An 18,422-nucleotide genomic window follows, 5' to 3' on the forward strand; every position below is an offset into this window, starting at 1 on the left:
ACACGAGGCTACCCCATGGTCGATGCAGTGAACCCTCCCGGTGTCTGGTCACCGTTCGGTGCATTCTCGATGGCCGTCGTTCAGGGCGATGGTCAGATCGTGCATCTGAAAGGCCAGGTTTCGCTGGACGTCGATGGACGCGTGGTAGGTCCTGGCGATATGCGCGCGCAGGTGCGCAAGGTTCTCGAGAACATCCGTGATGTTCTCGGCGCGATGGGTGGATTCACGACCGACGTGATTTCGCTGGTCCACTACGCAACGGATATCGAAGCGTTCATGACGACCGGCAACATCCGCGCGGAGTTTTTCTCAGCGCCCTATCCCGTCACGACAACCGTCCAGATCGAACGGCTTTACCATCCGGATCTGGTGATCGAAATCACTGCCGTTGCGGAAATACCGCGCACCAGATTCCATCGTCCGTAAGCTTCTAGAACGTCGCTATCGCCCCCGCGTCCTCGCATCGACATCCACCGAAATCGGCGCAAGCTCTTCCACCAGAAAGCTGATCAACGCCCGCGCCGCGGGACGCGCGGCGCGGCCCGTCGGAAATACCGCGTGGATTTCAACAGGTTCGAGTTGCCAGTCTTCGAGTATCGACACGAGCCGGCCATCCGCGATCTCGCTGCGGCATCCCCACAGACCGATAACCAGAATGCCCAAACCGGCGACAGCGGCCGCCGTGGCCGCTTCGTTCACGGTCGATGTGATGCGCCCGTCCCCTCGAAAAACCGCTTCACGCCCGTCCTTGCGCAGCGTCCACCCCAATGACGCGGCACTCGACGGGCCCGTGACGAACGCATGCTGGCTCAGTTCGGCTGGTTCAACCGGACGGCCATTCCGCGCCAGATAGATAGGCGCGGCAACCAGCAGCCGGGGCGAACGCCCAAGCAGTCTCGACGTCGCGCTCGAATCCGGCAGCGCGCCGAATCGGATTGCGACATCGACTCCTTCTGTAATCAGATCCTGACGATCATCCGACATCAGCAAATCGATGTAGAGCGCCGGGTGCATCTCCATAAAGCGGTCGATACGCGGAATCACCTCGCGTATGCCAAAGCTCGTCGACAGCGCCACGCGTAGACGTCCGCGCAGTTCCGTCGATCCGCGCGCGGCGTGATCCGCTTCTTCGAGCGCGTCGAGGATCGCTTCAACGCGCGTCAGGTAATCGACGCCCGCTTCCGTCAGCTTGACCGCGCGGGTGCTCCTGACGAACAACGCCGTACCGACGTCCGCTTCGAGCTCGGAGATCTGTCTCGACACGGACGGCTGGCTGATGCCGAGTTCCCGCCCCGCCCGGGTGAAGCTCGACGTACGCGCAACGCGTGTGAACAGCCGCAACACGGACAACTTGTCATTCATCCACGTGGCAAATAATTGATAGTCATCCAGGCATTCTACCCGGCTCATGGCAAATGAATCATGATGAATTCACGCCACCACCGGCGAGCCAACACTGGAGTCAGAAATGAACCTGCAACAGAAACTGGATGCCTTCAAGTCGAACTTCGAGACCAAGGTCGCGCCGCCCGCAGTCGTCGACGTCTTTCACAGGACCACGGCCGAGCTGATCGCAACGGGTCAGGCGGAGCGCTCGCTGAAAGTCGGCGACATCGCACCGACTTTCACGCTGACCAATGCCGAGGGCGAAGTCGTCTCGTCGGCAGAGATGCTGGAGCACGGGCCGCTGGTCGTGACGTTTTACCGGGGCGTCTGGTGCCCGTATTGCAACATCGACCTGCAGGCCATCGAAGAAGTCGCGGACGAGATTCGCGCGCTGGGTGCGAGCCTGGTTTCGATCTCGATGCAAACCGCGACGAACAGCGTGAAATCGCAACGCCAAAACAAACTCAGCTATCCGATCCTCGTCGATGAAGGCGGCAAGACAGCTGATGGGTTCGGAATCCGCTTCCGGCTGCAAGACGAGCTGATCGACACTTACAAAGGCTTCAATGTCGATCTGCCTGTCATCAACGGCGAGCCGAGCTGGACGCTGCCGATGCCCGCTCGATACGTGATCGCGCAAGATGGCACGATCGCTTATGCCGAAGTGAGCCCGGATTACACGAAGCGCCCCGACCCGAGCGAGCTGGTAGCGGCTTTGAAGAATCTGAAAACGGCTGCTTGATGTCTCGGGCGGGCCTCGCTTGCGCGAGACGCCTGGCTGCGTCCACGGTTGCGGTCAATCTGGGCGTTCTGGATTTGCCGCGAGCTTCATCGTGCTGTCGGGCGTCGCCGGGTTTGCGCTGCTTTTCTTCCAGCTATGCATGCCGGAACCGGGCGGCAAGATCGCCACCGCCGACGCAGGTCCAGGCGCTACATCGGCTGCGTCGACACGGGCGATCGAATGAATCGCTGGCGTCGACGCAGCCGACCGGTCAATACCACCAACCCGGACCCGGGCCCGGGCCCCACATGCTCCAGTTCCACGCCGCATTCTCATTCATCTCCGCGTTCATCCGCTCCTGATCGATGAACTTTTGCTGGAGCTGTTCGCGCTTGTAGTTATCCCACGCTGTTTCGTCGCCGACATACAGGCAGCCGCACGAGTATGGGTCCGCGTAGAGAAAGATAGGCTTGCCGTCCTTGACCTTCTGCACCACGCGATTGGGCGGCAAGGTCTGCAGTTGCAAGCGCTGCGCGTCGGTCGTCACGGGGACGATATGGAAGCCCGCCGCCGACAGCAGGTCGTTTTTCTCGTTAGCGCGTTCGACGGGCGATGCACACCCGGCAATCAGAGCACTCATGCTGATTGCTATCAAACCCGTGACCAATCGGTGCTTCATCATCGTCCTCTGGAAGTAGGCGGTAAGTTTCAAGGATCACACATGGCACGCAGTCTGGGCGCCAAAACTTAGGCGGGAATTACAGGGGCATGGCGTATCGCCTGGATTCACGGTCAAGCGTTGTACTCGTCCCGATTGTGCTGACCGTGCTGCGTGGCCCTGCATTCCTGAACCAGCTGCTCGATAAACGCCTGCTGCATCGGCGTTCCGAGCCAATCCGTTCTGAGCGTGTAGCCGACCACCCGGCTGGCCTCCGGCGTCTCGAGTTCCAGCGCAACCATCTCGCTGCCCGGATACGCCTCGCGGATCTGCGAGCGCGAGAGCAACGTGATGCAATCGCTTTCCACGAGCATCGCCATCATCATCGCGAGGGAACTGGTCTCGACCACGAGCGGCGGTTTGCCGGGCAGGCGCGCAAGCATCGAGTCGATTGCCGCGCGCCGCGGCAGGTTGCGTTGCGGCACCACCCAGTCGAACGAAGCGAGGTCGCGCGCGGCGATCCTCGCTTTGCCCGCGAGCCCATGCCCCTTTCTGACGGCCACCACATACGGGTCCGCAAACAACTCGTTCTCCTGAATCGATCCCGTCAGACGCGGCTCGCGCAGCGCACCGATGATCACATCGATATTGCCAAAGCGCAGCTCTCGCAACAGCTGCGAATGCGAGCCCTCGTCGACCGTCACCTTGGCATCGGGGTACTGACGACGCAGCCGCTCAATCGCACGCGCGACAAGACGCGGTGCGAGCATCGGCAGCACGCCGAGCGAGATCTTGCCCGTCAGCTGTCCGCGCGCATGCGCGAGATCTTCGCGAGCCTGCGCGATTTCGTACATCGCGAGACTCAGGCAGCGCGCGAACTCGATACCCGCCGCGTTCGCCGACACGCTATGCACGCGGCGCCGGTAAAGCGTCGCGCCGACCGTCTGCTCGATCTGGCGCGCCGCGCGATGCACGGCTGGTTGCGAGATGCCCAGTTGTTGCGCGGCCTCGGCTGCCGATCCGCAATGCGCAATGGCGATATGACAGCGCACCTGCGAATCCGTCAAATGACGGCAAATCGTGCCGACGTGGGCGGTACGCACGTCCGCATCGCCCGTCAGATCGGCGACGGCGCGCTCCATCTGGTCGAGCATGCGCCGCACGCGCCGGTGCAGGATCACGCCCTCTGCCGTCAGTTCGCTGCCGCCGTAACCGCGCTCGAATAGCGCGCCGCCAAAGCTCGATTCGAGCTTGCCGATGGCAAGACTGACGGCCGGTTGAGTGCGTCCCGCGCGCGCCGCCGCAAGGCCGATACCGCCTGTTTCGCAGACGGCATCGAATAGAAACAGGCGCCGCAAACGCGCCAGATCATCGTCCCTCTCCAGCCCTTCAACAGTCGACATATGCCATCAGGATGCGCTGTGGAAAACCCCTAGCTTAACCAAAATTTATGTCGGAGGGTGCAGTTCATATTGCGGGATTCGCTTCGCCTGCGCTTACAGTTACGTCAGTCCGATCATGATGTTTTCAGCCAGGAGTCAGTTCATGTCTGTCGTCGTCGACACACACACCCACGCAATTTCCCCGGATAAAGTGCGATATCCGCTCGCGCCCGTCGGCGGCCATCAATCGGAATGGTCGGCGAAGCGGCCCGTCAGCTTTGAAGGCTTGCTCGCCGCCATGGATGAAGCCGGCATCGGCCGCGCGGTCGTCGTGCAGGCATCGACGGTATACGGCAACGACAATAGTTATGTGGTCGAGGCGGTGCGCAGCCACCCTGACCGCTTCGCAGGCGTGTTCTCGATCGACGTGCTGGCCGCCGACGCCGTCACGCAGATGCAGCGCTGGCTCGACGCGGGTCTGAGTGGCCTGCGTCTGTTCACGACCGGCAGCACGATGCCGGGCCAGGCGGGCTGGCTGGACGACGAGCGTTCGTTTCCCGTCTGGGACTATGCGCAGAAGCACGACGTTTCGATCTGTCTGCAGATGACGGCGCAAGGCATTCCCGCGTTGCTGAACATGCTGTCGCGCTTCCCTGACATCCGTGTGCTGCTCGACCACCTCGCGCGCCCGGAACTGGCAGGCGGCCCGCCCTACGAAGCGGCCGCACCGCTCTTCAGCCTTGCGTCGCATCGAGGCGTGTATCTGAAGCTGACCAATCGCACGATTGCCGAGGCTTCGCGCGGCGCATCGACGCCCGCCGAGTTCTTCCCGCGCGTGCTCGAAGCATTCGGCGCTCAACGCATCGCATGGGGCTCCAACTTCCCCGCCGCCGAAGGCACGCTGCCGCAATTGCTCGCCGATGCGCGCGACAGTCTGTCGACGCTACCCGCCGACGCGCGCAACGCGATTTTCGGCGATACGGCACGCGCGCTCTATCCCGTGCTCGCCCGCTGAGCGCCGCACCCGCCGACACGGAGAGAAACACGTGAGCATCGTAACGACACCGCTGCGCCTGAAGACCGCGCTGAAGACCTATCCGCATACGCGCGCGCTGAAATCCGGCGAACTGACCGATCCCGCCGTCGAACTGGTGTTCGAGGACATCGAACCCATCCATCGCGTGTTCGCGCCGATGGCGCGCCAACAGGCATTCGACGTCAGCGAACTGGCAATCGTCACCTATCTGCAGGCGAAGGCGTACAACAAGCCCGTCGTGCTGCTGCCCGCCGTGGTCGCGGCGCGCTTCCAGCAAAAGTGCATTATTTATAATGCGCAACGCGGACAACTGAATGTCGACGATCTGGCAGGCAAGCGAATCGGCGTACGCGCTTATTCGCAGACCACGGGCATGTGGGTGCGGGCCATCCTCGCACAAACCTATGGAGTGCCCATCGACAAGATCGATTGGGTGACGTTTGAAGGCGCACATCTGGACGAATACCGCGAGCCGTCCTTCGTGCGCCGCGCGCAACCGGGCCAGCAACTCTTGCCGATGCTGCGCGCCGGCGAACTCGATGCCGCGATCCTCGGCAACGATCTACCGGACGAACCCGCGCTTGCGCCGCTGATCGCCGACGCGGCCGCCGCCGATCGCGCGTGGTACGGGTTGCATCGATATGTGCCGATCAATCATGTCGTCGTGGTCAGGAAGGAACTGGTCGATCGGCATCCCGACGCAGTACGGGCCGTCTACGACCTGTTGCTGCGAGGCAAACAGTCGGTGGCGACTGTACGGGACGCGAGCAAGCCCGATCCGCTGCTGTTCGGCATCGATGCGCTGCGCGGTCCGCTCGAAGAGACGCTTTCGTTCTGCGAGAGCCAGCAACTGTTGCCGCGCAAGATGAGCGTCGACGAAATTTTTGCAGACTGCCTCGACGTGCTCGGCGACGCCGCCCGCTAGTTCGACAGACACCGCTCCAACCAGTCCAAGCGAATCCAGATTCGCCGCCGTTTCAGAAGGAGACATCATGAGCTTGCCCGGCAAGGCCGCATCCAAACCCCGGGGACGCCAGCCGTTCTATCGCGATCTGTCTTTCCAGGTCCTCGCCGGCATGGCGCTCGGCGTTGCCGTCGGCTACTGGTTTCCGAAGCTCGGCATCAACCTGCAGCCCGTCGGCGACGCGTTTATCCGCGTCATCCAGATGCTGATCGGGCCCATCATCTTCTGCACCGTATGCAGCGGCATTGCCGGTGTAAAGGACTTCAAGAAAGTAGGCCGCGTCGCTATCAAGGCGCTGTTCTACTTCGAGGTGGTGACGTCGCTCGCACTCGTGATCGGACTTGTCGTCATCAACGTGCTGAAGCCTGGCGTCGGCATGAATGTGGACATGAGCAGCATCCATTCGTCGGCTGTCGATGCGTATGTCGCGAAAGCACATCACGTCGTCACGACGAGCGAGTTCCTGCTGAACGTGATCCCTCATACGGCAATCAGCGCGTTTGCGGGCGGCGACGTGTTGCAGGTGCTGTTCTTTTCGGTGCTGTTCGCGTTCGGTCTCGCAGCGATTGGAGAGCGCGCCCGTCCGGCGATGGATCTGATCGATTCGGTGTCGAGCGCGCTGTTCTGGATCATCGGCCTGACGATGAAGGTCGCCCCGCTCGCCGCGTTTGGCGCGATCGCCTTCACGGTGAGCAAGTTCGGCTTCGGCACGCTGATCTCGCTCGGCAAGCTGATTCTCGAGTTCTATCTGACCTGCGCGCTTTTCATCGTGCTGATTCTCTGGCCGATTGCGAAGGTGAACGGTTTCAGCCTGTTGCGACTGATGCGCTACATCGGCGCCGAACTGTTGCTCGTGATCGGCACGAGTTCGTCGGAGACCGTATTTCCGCAACTGATCGACAAACTCGAACGGCTCGGTTGCGAAAAATCCGTCGTGGGCCTCGTCTTGCCGACCGCGTACACGTTCAATCACGACGGCACATGCCTCTATTTCGCCGCTGCCGCCGTGTTTCTCGCGCAGGCAACCAACACGCCGATGACGTGGCACGACCAGCTGGTGCTGCTTGCAGTGCTGCTGCTGACGTCGAAGGGCGCGGCGGGTGTTTCCGGTGCTGCGATTGCCGTGCTTGCCGCTACGCTGGCCGCTTCGAACACCATCCCTGTGGAATCGATCGCGCTGATTCTCGGCATTCACAAAGCGCTGTCGAGTGCATTCGTGTTCACGAACATCGTCGGCAATAGCGTCGCAACGATCGTGGTCGCGAACTGGGAGAAGGCGCTCAACCGCACTGCCCTGCGCAATGAACTCAAGACGGGCTTCAAACCGATGGACACATCGATCGGCGCGTTGAAACAGTCTGGCGGCAGTTCGGCTGGGAGTTGATCTGGCCGGCGGTAGGTGGTGCCAGAATCCGGTACCGCCTGCCAACACAAGCAATTACTCCCGCGAGCCATGCACAATAGTTAGTCATACGAATCGTATAGAAATCGCGGGACATCGCATGACGGACGCGGAGAAGTTCGGCCGCCCGTCAGCGTCGACAAGACATCAAAAAACAGGAGACAGGTGTGAAAGGAAAGTGGACGAACCGCATTGGACTTGGATTGGGCGTATCGACGGCAATTGGGCTTCTCGCGGCCACGTCCGCGCATGCGCAATCGAGCGTGCAACTCTTCGGCACGGTAGATGGCGGCGTGCGGCATCAGACCAACGCGGCCGCCGGCGGCGGATCGGTAACGACGATGAATTCGAACGGCTACTACAGCTCCAACAAGCTCGATTTCCGCGCGAGAGAAGATCTCGGCGGCGGATGGAACGCGCACTTCTTGCTCGAAAGTGGCTTCAATCTGGGTAACGGCCAGTTCGACAACACGACGGGCTTGATATTCAACCGGCAGTCATTCGTCGGCATCGGACACAAGCAATATGGCTCGCTCGATCTCGGCCGCCAATACACGATCGCCCATGACATCATCAGCTTTTACGATCCGTACGGCTTTCATTTCACGCCAATCATTCCATTGACCGTCGCCTCCGACGGCACCCGCAACAACAACGACGTGAAGTACAAGAACACGTTCGGCCCGCTGCTCGTCGAAGCGGCCAATTCATTTGGCGGCGTCGCGGGCGACTTCAGCAGCGGCGCGGCGCGCGCGGTCGGCCTCAACTATACGACGGGACCGATAGGGATTGGCGGCCTGTACGGCCATCGCAATGTGCTGGCCGGCAAGACCTACGTCAGCGACAGCTACTACATGGTCGGCGCCAGCTATCAACTCGGCCCGGTACGTTTTTCAGGCGGCTTCATGTCCGAGGACCAGCAGAACCAGGGCGCGCCGCATATGGTCACCAACAACGGCTTTGGCGGCATTGCGTGGACCGTGACGCCGTACCTCGTGTTTCGCGGCGCGTACTACCAGACCAATGTCTCGACGGACAAATCGGGGCGTCGCGGAATGTCCGTGCTTTCGCTCGGTTATCTGCTGTCCAAGCGCACCACGCTCTACGCGGAGGGCGACTATACGTCTTACCGGCACGCCGTTGTGAGCACGCTGAATCCGGCCGGCGCGTCGAGCCAGACTGCCGTCACAGTCGGTATCGACCATCTGTTCTAGAACAGGCGGGCGCACGCACGCCGCAGCGCACTTCACGCAGGAGCACGCAATCAGAGCGACGGGTCGAGTGGTGTAATGCGGGCGAGCATCAGCGTATATTCCTCCGCGGCAATCTGGCGGAACTTCATGTCGATCACGGCCATGCGCTGGTCGTCGGCGATATCCGGAAAGAGCCGTTGCGCGGCATCCTTCAGCACGATGTCGGGATGCGCGATGCACGGCAGATCTTTCGATGCCGTCGAATCCAGCGCCTTCACCAGCAGATAGACAGGCACGACGTCCGCAAGCCCGACGGGAACCAGTTTCGCCGCCGCATCGCCGAAATGGCGCCGCACGATCGCCTGCGAGCCGAGGCGCAGCATGTAGCGAAACGGCATGCCCGTGCGGATCGACAGCAGCACGGGGTCGACGGCCGCCACCTGCTCGACGGAGTTGATGCCTTCGGCCTCGAAGGTCGCGACGATCGGCAAAGTCACGCCTTCGAGCGTGATCAGCCTGTCGGGCGCGTTCTCCGTCTTGTCCGCTTCGGTGAGTTGCGGAAAGCCGAAGCGGCGGATCAGTTTGAGCAGCGCATCGACGGGAAAGGTGCCGAGCGCGAAGGCCATTGCCGCGCGTGCGCCGTCCGACTGCGTCGCATTGTTGATGACGAGCGCGAGCGGAATAGCGAGAAAGAGGCGCAGCGCGTACCAGTAGACGTCGGCAACGTTGAGTGACTTGCGGCGGATGGAAAGCACGGAATCGCTCACGACGAACATGAACGAGCCCGCAAACGACGCCATCAGCACGCGTTGGCTGATGCCATAGATGCAGCCGGAAGATTCGCTCGTCGCGCATGGCCTCACATCGAAAAAGCTCGTGCCGACGAGCCCCGCCGCCGCGTAGACGACGGCGAGCAGGATGAACACGGCGGGCACGAACGGCACGAGGCCGTATTGCTCATGATAGACACGCGCGAACAGGCGCTCGCAGATGTCGAGCCTCTCGTCAGCCGCGCGCTGCCAATGTCCCGCCGCAGGACGCGGCGCAGGCGGCGAGCACGGTAGCGCGCCGGCGTCCTCCAGCGCGTAGATGAGCCGCTGCGACCAGAAGCGTTGCAGATACGCCGATAGTGCGCTGCCTTTCAGGCTGTTTTGAAACTCGCGATAGCGCGTGAACCAGATAAGGCTCAGAAAGACGATGAGCGGCGTGCCGACCATGATCGTCGTGAACGCCGCGAGCGTGACGGCGAGTTCCAGCGACGCGTCCTCGGCCTTCACGACGTAATGGATGAATGCCGCGCCCGCGAGGTTGATCGCGATGAGGCCCACGGTCAGCATGATCGCGCGGCGCGGGCCGGTGAGGTGGCTTTCGGTGAGGGGGGTGGGTTTGCGGGAGGTGCCCGATACCGGCAAGATGGTGGAGGTGGTGGACATGGTGTGGCTCTCCTTCCCTTGAAACACAACCCGTCGAGAAAATGGTCGGGTGGCACGTACCGAAATCTGGCGACAGGATAGCCACCGAGGCAACTCGCGCCATTCGACCACGAACGTCCGTCGTGTCGGCGATCACGCGAAGCACGGCGCCGGTCACAACGCCGCCCAGGACTTCTTTGCCTATTTGCGGGCCAAGAAGGCCCGATCGCGCACTCGCTGCCCGACATCGAACCGGCCGAAGCAGGCGGCGAGTTCGGGGTCGTTGGTCCTGGATTTCCAGCCGTGGTCAATGGGCGGATTTGGCCGTCCCAGCGAATGCGCGCGCTCCATGCCCTTCAGTCCGAGCCTTTTCATCTCGCATGCCAGCCACATTTCCGCCTCGGTCTTCGCTCGGCTCGCTCCCTTGCGCAGCGGTGACGTGTGGTGGATTCTCCCGTCTCGCCGCCAGATGCGCGTTCCGTCGGGGAAGAGGTAGGCCACCTTACCAGGCAGCGCATCGACATTCTTGCGGGTATCGCGAGGCAGGTCCGCGATCATCATCGGCGTTTCGCGTTCGCTCATTTCGAACTCCTCTGTGCAACGGTTTGCTCGTTACTCAGCGATGCAACATTTCATCCTGGCACATGCTCAGGCAATGAGCGATGCCTCGCTTACGGTCAGATGCGAGTGAATGTGTCGAAGACCACATTCGATGCCCTGCCCCGCTGGCGCGCTGGAAAATACCTGCTAAAACCCTAGACAAGACCCGCCTCGCGCGCGGAATGGTCAGAGATGCAATCCATGTATCGCACCGACGTCCCGCCCGATCCTGCTCTTCATCGGCCTCTTAATTAAAACAGCCTCATCACTCCATCGGCCCTGTCGCATCCGTTCGCATTCGCGCCATGCGTGCGGCGTAACCCTGATTCGATGTCTCACGATATGGAGTACCACATGGACCCAATCACGTTCATGGCTGCGACGGGCAGCACCCAGGCGAGTGCCGCCCTGTGGCTCAACGCAGTGCAAGCCGCGATGGACCGCTTCCAGATCAACACACCCGTGCGCCAGGCCGCCTTTCTGGCACAAGTCGCGTTTGAAAGCGGCCGCTTTCCGCCTCCACCCGTGTCGGAAAACTTCAATTACTCGGTAGCAGGCCTGCAGTCGACATTCCGCTCGCTGACGTCCTCGCAATGCGCGAGCCTCGGGCGTCAGCCTGGCGAGACGCGCGTGCCGCCCCAGCGCCAGCAGCAGATCGCCAACCTCGTCTACGGCGGCCGCTTCGGCAACGGCCCAGCCTCGACGGGCGACGGCTGGAAGTATCGCGGCTCGGGCCTGATCCAGTTGACGTTCAAGGACAACTTCGCCCGCGCGGGTCAGGCGATCGGCGTCGATATCGTCAGCAATCCGGACCTCGTGCGCAACGACCCCGCCACCGCCGCGCTGGTGTCCGCGTGGTACTGGCAATCGCACGGCTGCAACGAACTCGCCGACGCGAACAAGTTCAACGCGATCACGGCGCAGATCAATCCGGCGCACGCGGGCGAGACGGACCGTCAGGCAGCATTCCAGCTCGCGAGCAACGCGCTCCACGCAGCACCTGCTGCCTGAGCGGGCGGCACGGCCGTCGCGTGATTCCTTGAACACGGCGGCGAGCTTCATGATCATGCTGACGTGCAGGCATGAGTGAACTCGCCGTCGCCGACGAGCTTGCCCATCTTTTGATATTCGCGCTGCGTCACGGATATCCGATGACTCATGCGTCGCCCTCGCCGGCGGCCAGCGCGATGTTGCGGATATTGCCGCCCGTGAGCGTGTAGCGGCGCGCCATCAACGCGAGATCGAGATCTGGTTCGCGCGGCGTGTGTCGCAATGCATGTGCATGTGGGGAGGCGTGGTGATAGTGCTAAATCCGGGGACGGTCAGAACGGAGGTTGCGTGAGCGTCCGGCAGCGGAAATCCGTAACCTGCCACACGTGGCGTAAACGACTCTAAAGTTGTCGTTTGCGACAGTACCACCAGGACAACTCCATCACTAGACTCATCTCCGTTGTACCTCAACATGAACAGTCACCGGAGAAGTCTTCATGAAAGTTTTCGCCATTGGTTCGATTCGTCAGGCGTTCACGCCGGAACAGCGGCAGCGCATCATGCCGAAGGAAGTCCCCGACACGCTCAAGCTCTACCTCGATGGCACCATCGAGCAGTTCTGGTTCCGTGACGATCCGGCGACGCCCGGCGTCATCTTTCTCATGAACGTGGAATCGGTCGAGCACGCAAAGGCGGCAGTGGACGCGTTGCCGCTCACCGCCGAAGGTCTCATGAGCTTCGATCTGCTGCCAGTGGGGCCGCTTGCGCCGCTTCGTTTGCTGATTCAGTAAAAGTAACGCTGCATGTGTCGCCGTCGGTGATACGACGGCGACACATCTTCAGGGCAGTTCGCTATCCGGCGCGAAGCGTCGTGCGTATTCTCTTGGACTCACGCCCATTCGCCGCGTGAAAGCTTTTCTCAGCACGTCGCCGCTGCCATAGCCGCACCGGCGCGCTATCTCTTCCATCGACCGCTCGCCGAGTTCGAGCGCCCGCCGAACGGCTTCGAGCCGTACATCTTCGACATATTTCGCGGGCGTCGTCTTCAATTCACGCTGAAACATGCGAATCAGGGTTCTCACGCTCGTCGACGCCCTGTCCGCCAGCATGTCGGTCGTCAGGTCAGTATGCAAATGCTCGCTGATCCAGAGGCACAGATCGTCGATGCTTGAGCCCGACACGCGCTGCGATTGAAGGGCGACGCTAAACTGCGCCTGTCCGCCGGGACGTCGCAGAAACAGGACCAGGTTCTTCGCAATCTCCAAAGCAACGTCATTACCCAGATCTTCACCGACAAGCGCAAGTGCAAGATCGATTCCCGCCGATACCCCAGCCGACGTATACAAGTTGCCATCTTTCACCCAGATCGGAACAGGGTCGACCTGCACGCCGGGATATCGCTCGGCAAGGTGCTGCGTCATCCGCCAATGCGTCGTTGCCCTGCGGCCGTCCAGCAGCCCCGCTTCCGCCAGCGCAAACGCGCCGACGCAAATCGAGCACACGCGACGCGCTGTGTTCGAACGCTTCCGGATCCAGTCTATGGCTGCCTTGTCGAAGCGATCGATCGAATTGAAGCCGGTCGTCACGATCAATGTGTCGATTGGCCTGTTTGCACGACGCTCTGTGTCGAGCGTTCGGTGGCCCTTGAGTCCGATACCTGTTTCGCTTTCCAGATGGACGTCGGAACCCGCGCAAACCAGTTCGAGTGAATAGGGAGCCGGTGCGCCAGCGTGCAGCTGATTTGCGGATGCGAACACTTCTGCAGGACCGATTACGTCGAGCGCGTCTACGGGCGGCAAACCGAGAATCACAACGCGCTTTCGCGTCGTACCCGATATCGGACCGGATGCTTTCCTCATCGACAGCTCCTGTGAAAAAACGTCATTTTCATTTTGGCACAAATCATCCAAAAACAGTCATATGTGACACGTGACGTGTTTATACACTCGATGGTCAATCTCGATACTCGCGGAGGCCACATGAGCACAATCGTTACCATCGGAGGAATCAGCGCTCCCGATTCCGACTTCACCCGTCAGGCAAGCTCGCTCGTCGAACGCGTTCATTCAGACGCGCTCATGAATCACGTGCACCGAACGTGGTGGTTCGCCGAATTCCTCGGCAGAAAGCGCGGTTTGAAATACGACCGTGAAGTCGTCTACCTTGCTTCCCTGCTTCACGATCTGGGCCTCACAGAGGCATTCGCCGCCGATCAGCGCTTCGAGGTCGACGGCGCCGATGCCGCGAACCTGTTCCTGAAGGCGAACGGCTACGCAGAACAAAAGGCGGAACTCGTGTGGGACGCGATCGCGCTGCATTCGAGCGCCGGCATCGCCGAGCGCAAGCAACCGGAAATCACCCTGGTCTACATGGGCGCTCATGTGGACGTCTTTGGACTGCGGCTGGACGAAATCACGCCGTCGCTCGTCGACGATGTGCTGGCGCTCTATCCACGCGCCGGATTCAAGGCGGCCTTTGCCGAAGCGCTGGCGGAAGTTGTCAGGAAGAAGCCCCACACGGCGCTGGGCACCGGTCTGGTCGATATCGGACATCGGCACGTACATGGTTTCGACTGCGCGAACGTGTGCGACCTGATCGATCACGCGCCGTTCGAAAGCTGAAACGCAGTGTTGCAGCAAAGATCCGTTGACTCTCATTTAGATGATGACTATCATCCAAAACATCGAATCACGGAGCGCGGCAAACCATGAGGAAGTCCAGAGAGGAAACGGCTGACACACGTCGGCGGATCGTCGAAGTCGCCAGCCGGGAATTCAGGACCAACGGCATTCAGGCAACCGGACTTGCCGATCTGATGTCCGAGGCGGGACTTTCGCATGGCGGCTTTTACCGGCATTTCGATTCCAAAGATCAACTGGTCGCGGAAGCATGCGAATCGGGACTGACGGCGATCATCGGAAGACTCGAAGCAGCGGCGAACGGATGCGAAGACAAAAAAGGGTTCAAGGCCATCGTTGACGCGTATGTGTCGTCGTCGCATCGGGACGCGCCGGCGGACGGTTGTCCTCTCGCCGCGATGGGCAGCGAACTGGCGCGTGCGGACGAACAGACTCGCGCGGTCGCGTCGCGCGGATTTGCTGAACTCGTCGACGTATTGGCAAAACGAAGCGGACGGCGGCGGCGTGAAGCGGCAAGATCAGAGGCCGTCTTCGCACTGTCGGCGATGATCGGCGCCATCACGATGGCCCGAATCACAGACGACCCCGACGCTGCAGCAGCGATCCTGCAGGACGTCAGGCAACACCTCGAAGCAATGTAAGCGATACCTAGTCGTTGGAATGGAATCGTAAGCGCACGTGTAAAAATGTGCATATGCACTTAAAAATTTCGAAGCATCCCCGGCACTCTTGATGAGTGTTCAAACCGTTAGATTGGAGAGTTCATCATGAAGCAACGCAAATACCTCATTACTGGCGCAACCGGCAAAACGGGTGTCCACACCATTCGTCATCTTCTGAACGACGGACATGCCGTTCGCGCCTTCGTACACAGCGAAGACGAGCGCAGCGAAGCGCTGCGCAGTCAGGGCGCTGAAATCGTCGTTGGAGATCTTCTCGAACATGACGACGTGATCCGTGCCATGGAAGGCGTGACGGGTGCATACCTGTGCTATCCCGTGCGTCCTGGCTTTATTCAGGCCACTGCGTATTTCGCGGACGCAGCGCGCCGCGCGGGTGTCGAAGTTGTCGTGGAGATGTCGCAGATTTCTGCGCGGGAAGATTCGAAGAGTCACGCTGCGCGCGATCACTGGATCGCGGAACGCGTGATCGACTGGGCAGGCGTGCCCACCGTGCATATTCGCCCGACGTTCTTCTCCGAATGGTTCGTCTTCCCGTGGGTGCGCGATCAGATCGTGCAGGAAGCCAAGATCACGCTGCCGTATGGCAACGGACGTCACGCGCCGATTTCCGGCGAAGATCAGGCTCGACTGATCGCGGCCGTGCTCACGAACCCGTCAGCGCACATCGGCAAGACCTATCCGCTGCTTGGACCGGTCGAACTGAACCAGCAGGAAATCGCCGATGAAATCGGCAAGGTTCTGGGTCGCAAGATCACCTACAGCCCGTCGACGATCGAACAGTACCGGGAGCATCTCGAGAAGTACAACCTGCCGGAATTCCTGATCCAGCACTTTCTTGCGATCGCCATCGACTACCAGAACGGCATTTTCTCGGGCGAGGACGGCGTGATCGCCGAAATCACGGGGCAGGCACCTCAAACCGTCGGTGACTTCGTCAAAGCGCATCGCCACGTTTTCGAGCAGTAATCCGTGGTGAATGCGGCTCGCGTTGTCGAGCCGCATTCCGACCAAACGCGTTTCCTCACGCGGCCCAACAAAGGAATACATGCAATGAAACTCAGCGGCAACACCATCTTCATTACGGGAGCGACCTCGGGAATTGGCCGCGGACTCGCCGAAGCATTTCACAAGAAGGGCAACAAGGTCATTATCGGTGGCCGCCGGAAAGCACTGCTGGATGAAGTGACGAAGGTCAATCCCGGCATGGACTCCGTCGAAATCGACGTGACCAACCCCGCGCAAATCGCAAGCGCGGCCGAGCATCTGATTCGAACGTATCCGTCGCTGAATGTGGTCATCAACAACGCCGGTATCATGCCGTTCGACGATGTGACGGGTCCGCTCGACGATTCGCAAGCCGTGCATCTCGTCAACACCAATCTGTTGGGCCCTGTGCGTATCAGCGGCGCGTTCATCGAACATCTGAAGAAGCAGCCTGAAGCGTTCGTCATCAACAACAGTTCGGTTGTCGCTTACGTTCCGATGGCGATGTCCGCGCTGTACTCGGCAACGAAAGCTGCCATTCACTCGTACTCGCTGTCCCAGCGCTTCGCGTTGCGCGATACCTCCGTCCGTATTCTGGAGATCGTGCCGCCGTGGGTGGACACCGATCTCGTCTACAAGAGCGGTGATCCACGCGCAATGCAACTGGAGCCTTTCATTGCAGAGGCATTCGCTCTGCTGGAACACGCGACCACAGAAGTCGTCGTCGAGTCTGCACAACAGTTACGAAATAGCGCAGGACGGGAAGAGCATGGCATCGTCGACTACTTCAATCAGATGTTGATTGATGAGCCGCTGCCCATGCCCTGATGTTCGGCACCGTGGTCATCGAAGCGTTGCATTCGCTTCGAGCAGTTGATGATGACGTGCTTCCGTCGCGTCATCGACGGGAAACATGCATTCCAGACGTAGCTCCTGCGCCGCAATGCTTTGCGGCGCGCCAACGCTCGTGACCATTGAAAAGTAGCGAAGCACGTCTCCACCGCTGACGAAACCCATGGGAATGACGGGCATCGCCGGCGCAGCCCAGGACGCATGTCCCGTCTTCCAGTCGCGCGGTACATCTGGATAGGCAAGCAGTTCATCGAGCAGACGCGCGGTGCCGTCGTCTATCACATGGCCCACCGATTCCCGGTGCACCCGCTGCAGCAAGCTTCGCGCAACGCTGTCCCATTCGTCTACGAACGGCCGCATCCCCTGCGGATCGAACATCAGATGCAGCATGTTGCGCGAGCCTTTGCGCGCTGCCATATCGATGAAGCAGTTGAAAAAGCGCGGCGCGGCGTCGTTGGTCATCAGGACGTTCCAGTGCCGGTCCATCACGATGGCGGGAAACGGTTCATGCTGGCGAACAACCCGCTCCAGTGCGCGAACGACACCATGCATTTCCTGCGCATTCCACGGCGCCTCGGAATACACCGGTGCGTAACCAGCGGCGAGCAGCAGTGCATTGCGCTCGCGTAACGGTATGTCGAGCGCTTGCGCGAGAGTCAGCAGCGTCTCCCGGCCCGGCACACTGCGCCCGCTTTCAATAAAGCTGATCTGACGCTGCGAAATACCCGCTTCGAGCGACAGCTCGAGCTGACTCACCCCGCGCACGTCGCGCCAGTAACGAAGCAAGTTGCCGAGTTCGAGCGATGGCGCTTTTGAATCGCGGCTGCTGACATTCATCGGACGTCCTCCGATCGAAGCGGGTCACTATAACGGACTCACACGATGCCTGCACGCCAGACAAATTCTTCGAACGGCGTTTCAAGTTTCGGCTGCGTCACGCTACTCGTGTAGTTCGTGATGGTCGACGCGGCAACCACCGCAATGACCTCGAGTAGCTGTTCGGCGCTGAATCCGGCATCGATAAAGCGCTGCTGGTCCGCGTCGGAAAGACGGCCGCGCTGTTCGATCAGCGTGCGCGCCAGTGCCGAAAGCGCAGCGAGTTGGGCGTTCGCAGGCAGATCACCGCGCCGGATCGCATCGACATCGGCGGACGATACGCCTTGCTTCAATGCGAGCGCCGTATGAAACGCGACTGGCCATTCGCTGGCGTTTGTCACTGCATTGGTCAGCAGCAACGTTTGAATCTGCGGCTCGGTCAGACTGCTCGCATGCACTCGCTCGAACAGCCCGATGAAACCGTTGATCAGCACCGGCGACGCAGCCATCTTTGCGGCGACGTTCGGGATCGCGCCGAACGCCTGTTGCAGTTGTTGAAGCACGGGCTTCGATTGCAACGGAGCGGATTCGAGCGTGTGAACGGGATAGCGGGACATGGTGTCTCCTTGGCTGTGAGCGCCACCGGATTGGTGACGCGACAGCCAAAGAGTAGGCGTGCCGGTTCTGCGCGCCAATTACATCGC

Annotated in this window: 21 protein-coding genes; 13 read left to right on the forward strand and 8 right to left on the reverse strand. The window is 60.9% G+C overall.

What is annotated here, in order from left to right; genetic code table 11:
- The first annotated feature begins 15 nt into the window (after positions 1-15).
- The gene (locus C2L64_RS42400) at positions 16-426 is read left to right on the forward strand and encodes a RidA family protein (RefSeq protein ID WP_009770183.1); all 411 of its coding nucleotides are present in this window, start codon (positions 16-18) and stop codon (positions 424-426) included.
- A 15-nt stretch (positions 427-441) separates the two neighbouring features.
- Here C2L64_RS42400 and C2L64_RS42405 read toward each other — a convergent pair whose 3' ends face one another.
- Complete coding sequence (locus C2L64_RS42405) at positions 442-1,362, reverse strand: LysR family transcriptional regulator (protein WP_079490014.1); 921 nt, start codon at positions 1,360-1,362, stop codon at positions 442-444.
- A gap of 106 nt (positions 1,363-1,468) precedes the next feature.
- Between C2L64_RS42405 and C2L64_RS42410 the strand changes: the two genes are divergently transcribed.
- Together C2L64_RS42410 and C2L64_RS53670 are read left to right on the forward strand one after the other, a co-directional pair.
- Positions 1,469-2,128 carry a peroxiredoxin-like family protein gene (locus C2L64_RS42410; RefSeq protein ID WP_009770181.1) on the forward strand — a complete coding sequence of 220 codons (660 nt, stop codon included), beginning with the start codon at positions 1,469-1,471 and terminating at the stop codon, positions 2,126-2,128.
- Positions 2,129-2,147: 19 nt separating this feature from the next.
- A complete protein-coding gene (locus tag C2L64_RS53670) occupies positions 2,148-2,351 on the forward strand; it encodes a hypothetical protein (RefSeq protein WP_131542691.1) in 204 nt (67 codons plus the stop codon).
- Positions 2,352-2,378: 27 nt separating this feature from the next.
- Here C2L64_RS53670 and C2L64_RS42415 read toward each other — a convergent pair whose 3' ends face one another.
- Both C2L64_RS42415 and C2L64_RS42420 read right to left on the reverse strand, forming a co-directional pair.
- On the reverse strand, positions 2,379-2,747 hold the full coding sequence (locus tag C2L64_RS42415) for a hypothetical protein (RefSeq protein WP_236674292.1): 369 nt from the start codon (positions 2,745-2,747) through the stop codon (positions 2,379-2,381).
- 152 nt (positions 2,748-2,899) lie between these two features.
- The gene (locus C2L64_RS42420) at positions 2,900-4,168 is read right to left on the reverse strand and encodes a LysR family transcriptional regulator (RefSeq protein ID WP_039902126.1); all 1,269 of its coding nucleotides are present in this window, start codon (positions 4,166-4,168) and stop codon (positions 2,900-2,902) included.
- Positions 4,169-4,310: 142 nt separating this feature from the next.
- On the opposite strand from C2L64_RS42420, the gene C2L64_RS42425 reads away from it, so the two are divergent.
- The 4 genes from C2L64_RS42425 to C2L64_RS42440 all read left to right on the forward strand — a co-directional run bounded on the left by C2L64_RS42425 (position 4,311) and on the right by C2L64_RS42440 (position 8,763).
- A complete protein-coding gene (locus tag C2L64_RS42425) occupies positions 4,311-5,162 on the forward strand; it encodes an amidohydrolase family protein (protein ID WP_009770178.1) in 852 nt (283 codons plus the stop codon).
- A gap of 31 nt (positions 5,163-5,193) precedes the next feature.
- On the forward strand, positions 5,194-6,108 hold the full coding sequence (locus C2L64_RS42430; RefSeq protein ID WP_009770177.1) for a substrate-binding domain-containing protein: 915 nt from the start codon (positions 5,194-5,196) through the stop codon (positions 6,106-6,108).
- 67 nt (positions 6,109-6,175) lie between these two features.
- Positions 6,176-7,531, forward strand: coding sequence for a C4-dicarboxylate transporter DctA (gene dctA / locus C2L64_RS42435; RefSeq protein WP_009770176.1), 1,356 nt, complete (start codon positions 6,176-6,178; stop codon positions 7,529-7,531).
- Positions 7,532-7,716: 185 nt separating this feature from the next.
- Positions 7,717-8,763, forward strand: a complete 1,047-nt coding sequence (locus C2L64_RS42440) for a porin (RefSeq protein WP_009770175.1) — start codon at positions 7,717-7,719, stop codon at positions 8,761-8,763.
- 50 nt (positions 8,764-8,813) lie between these two features.
- Here the strand turns inward: C2L64_RS42440 and C2L64_RS42445 are convergent, their stop codons facing one another.
- Positions 8,814-10,175, reverse strand: a complete 1,362-nt coding sequence (locus C2L64_RS42445; protein ID WP_039902123.1) for a hypothetical protein — start codon at positions 10,173-10,175, stop codon at positions 8,814-8,816.
- Positions 10,176-10,355: 180 nt separating this feature from the next.
- Positions 10,356-10,736, reverse strand: a complete 381-nt coding sequence (locus C2L64_RS42450) for a hypothetical protein (protein WP_009770173.1) — start codon at positions 10,734-10,736, stop codon at positions 10,356-10,358.
- Between the two features lie 372 nt (positions 10,737-11,108).
- Between C2L64_RS42450 and C2L64_RS42455 the strand changes: the two genes are divergently transcribed.
- Complete coding sequence (locus C2L64_RS42455; protein ID WP_009770172.1) at positions 11,109-11,765, forward strand: glycoside hydrolase family 19 protein; 657 nt, start codon at positions 11,109-11,111, stop codon at positions 11,763-11,765.
- A gap of 476 nt (positions 11,766-12,241) precedes the next feature.
- Positions 12,242-12,535 carry a hypothetical protein gene (locus tag C2L64_RS42460; protein ID WP_007736881.1) on the forward strand — a complete coding sequence of 98 codons (294 nt, stop codon included), beginning with the start codon at positions 12,242-12,244 and terminating at the stop codon, positions 12,533-12,535.
- Between the two features lie 48 nt (positions 12,536-12,583).
- On the opposite strand, the gene C2L64_RS42465 is transcribed toward C2L64_RS42460, so the two are convergent.
- Entirely contained in the window at positions 12,584-13,603 is a 1,020-nt protein-coding gene (locus C2L64_RS42465) for a GlxA family transcriptional regulator (RefSeq protein WP_009770171.1), read from the reverse strand.
- Positions 13,604-13,723: 120 nt separating this feature from the next.
- Here C2L64_RS42465 and C2L64_RS42470 point away from each other — a divergent pair, with 120 nt between their 5' ends.
- From C2L64_RS42470 to C2L64_RS42485, 4 genes are all read left to right on the forward strand, one after another.
- Positions 13,724-14,365, forward strand: coding sequence for an HD domain-containing protein (locus C2L64_RS42470; protein WP_009770170.1), 642 nt, complete (start codon positions 13,724-13,726; stop codon positions 14,363-14,365).
- An 86-nt stretch (positions 14,366-14,451) separates the two neighbouring features.
- Positions 14,452-15,024: a TetR/AcrR family transcriptional regulator gene (locus C2L64_RS42475; protein WP_009770169.1), complete on the forward strand. Its 573-nt coding sequence runs from the start codon at positions 14,452-14,454 to the stop codon at positions 15,022-15,024.
- 126 nt (positions 15,025-15,150) lie between these two features.
- Entirely contained in the window at positions 15,151-16,032 is an 882-nt protein-coding gene (locus C2L64_RS42480) for an NmrA family NAD(P)-binding protein (RefSeq protein ID WP_009770168.1), read from the forward strand.
- 84 nt (positions 16,033-16,116) lie between these two features.
- Positions 16,117-16,878: an SDR family oxidoreductase gene (locus tag C2L64_RS42485; protein WP_009770167.1), complete on the forward strand. Its 762-nt coding sequence runs from the start codon at positions 16,117-16,119 to the stop codon at positions 16,876-16,878.
- Between the two features lie 15 nt (positions 16,879-16,893).
- On the opposite strand, the gene C2L64_RS42490 is transcribed toward C2L64_RS42485, so the two are convergent.
- Together C2L64_RS42490 and C2L64_RS42495 are read right to left on the reverse strand one after the other, a co-directional pair.
- Positions 16,894-17,739, reverse strand: a complete 846-nt coding sequence (locus C2L64_RS42490; RefSeq protein ID WP_009770166.1) for a helix-turn-helix domain-containing protein — start codon at positions 17,737-17,739, stop codon at positions 16,894-16,896.
- A gap of 38 nt (positions 17,740-17,777) precedes the next feature.
- Complete coding sequence (locus tag C2L64_RS42495) at positions 17,778-18,335, reverse strand: carboxymuconolactone decarboxylase family protein (RefSeq protein ID WP_007736904.1); 558 nt, start codon at positions 18,333-18,335, stop codon at positions 17,778-17,780.
- Positions 18,336-18,422 lie beyond the last annotated feature (87 nt).

The sequence above is a fragment of the Paraburkholderia hospita genome (assembly GCF_002902965.1).
Classification (GTDB): Bacteria; Pseudomonadota; Gammaproteobacteria; order Burkholderiales; family Burkholderiaceae; genus Paraburkholderia; species Paraburkholderia hospita.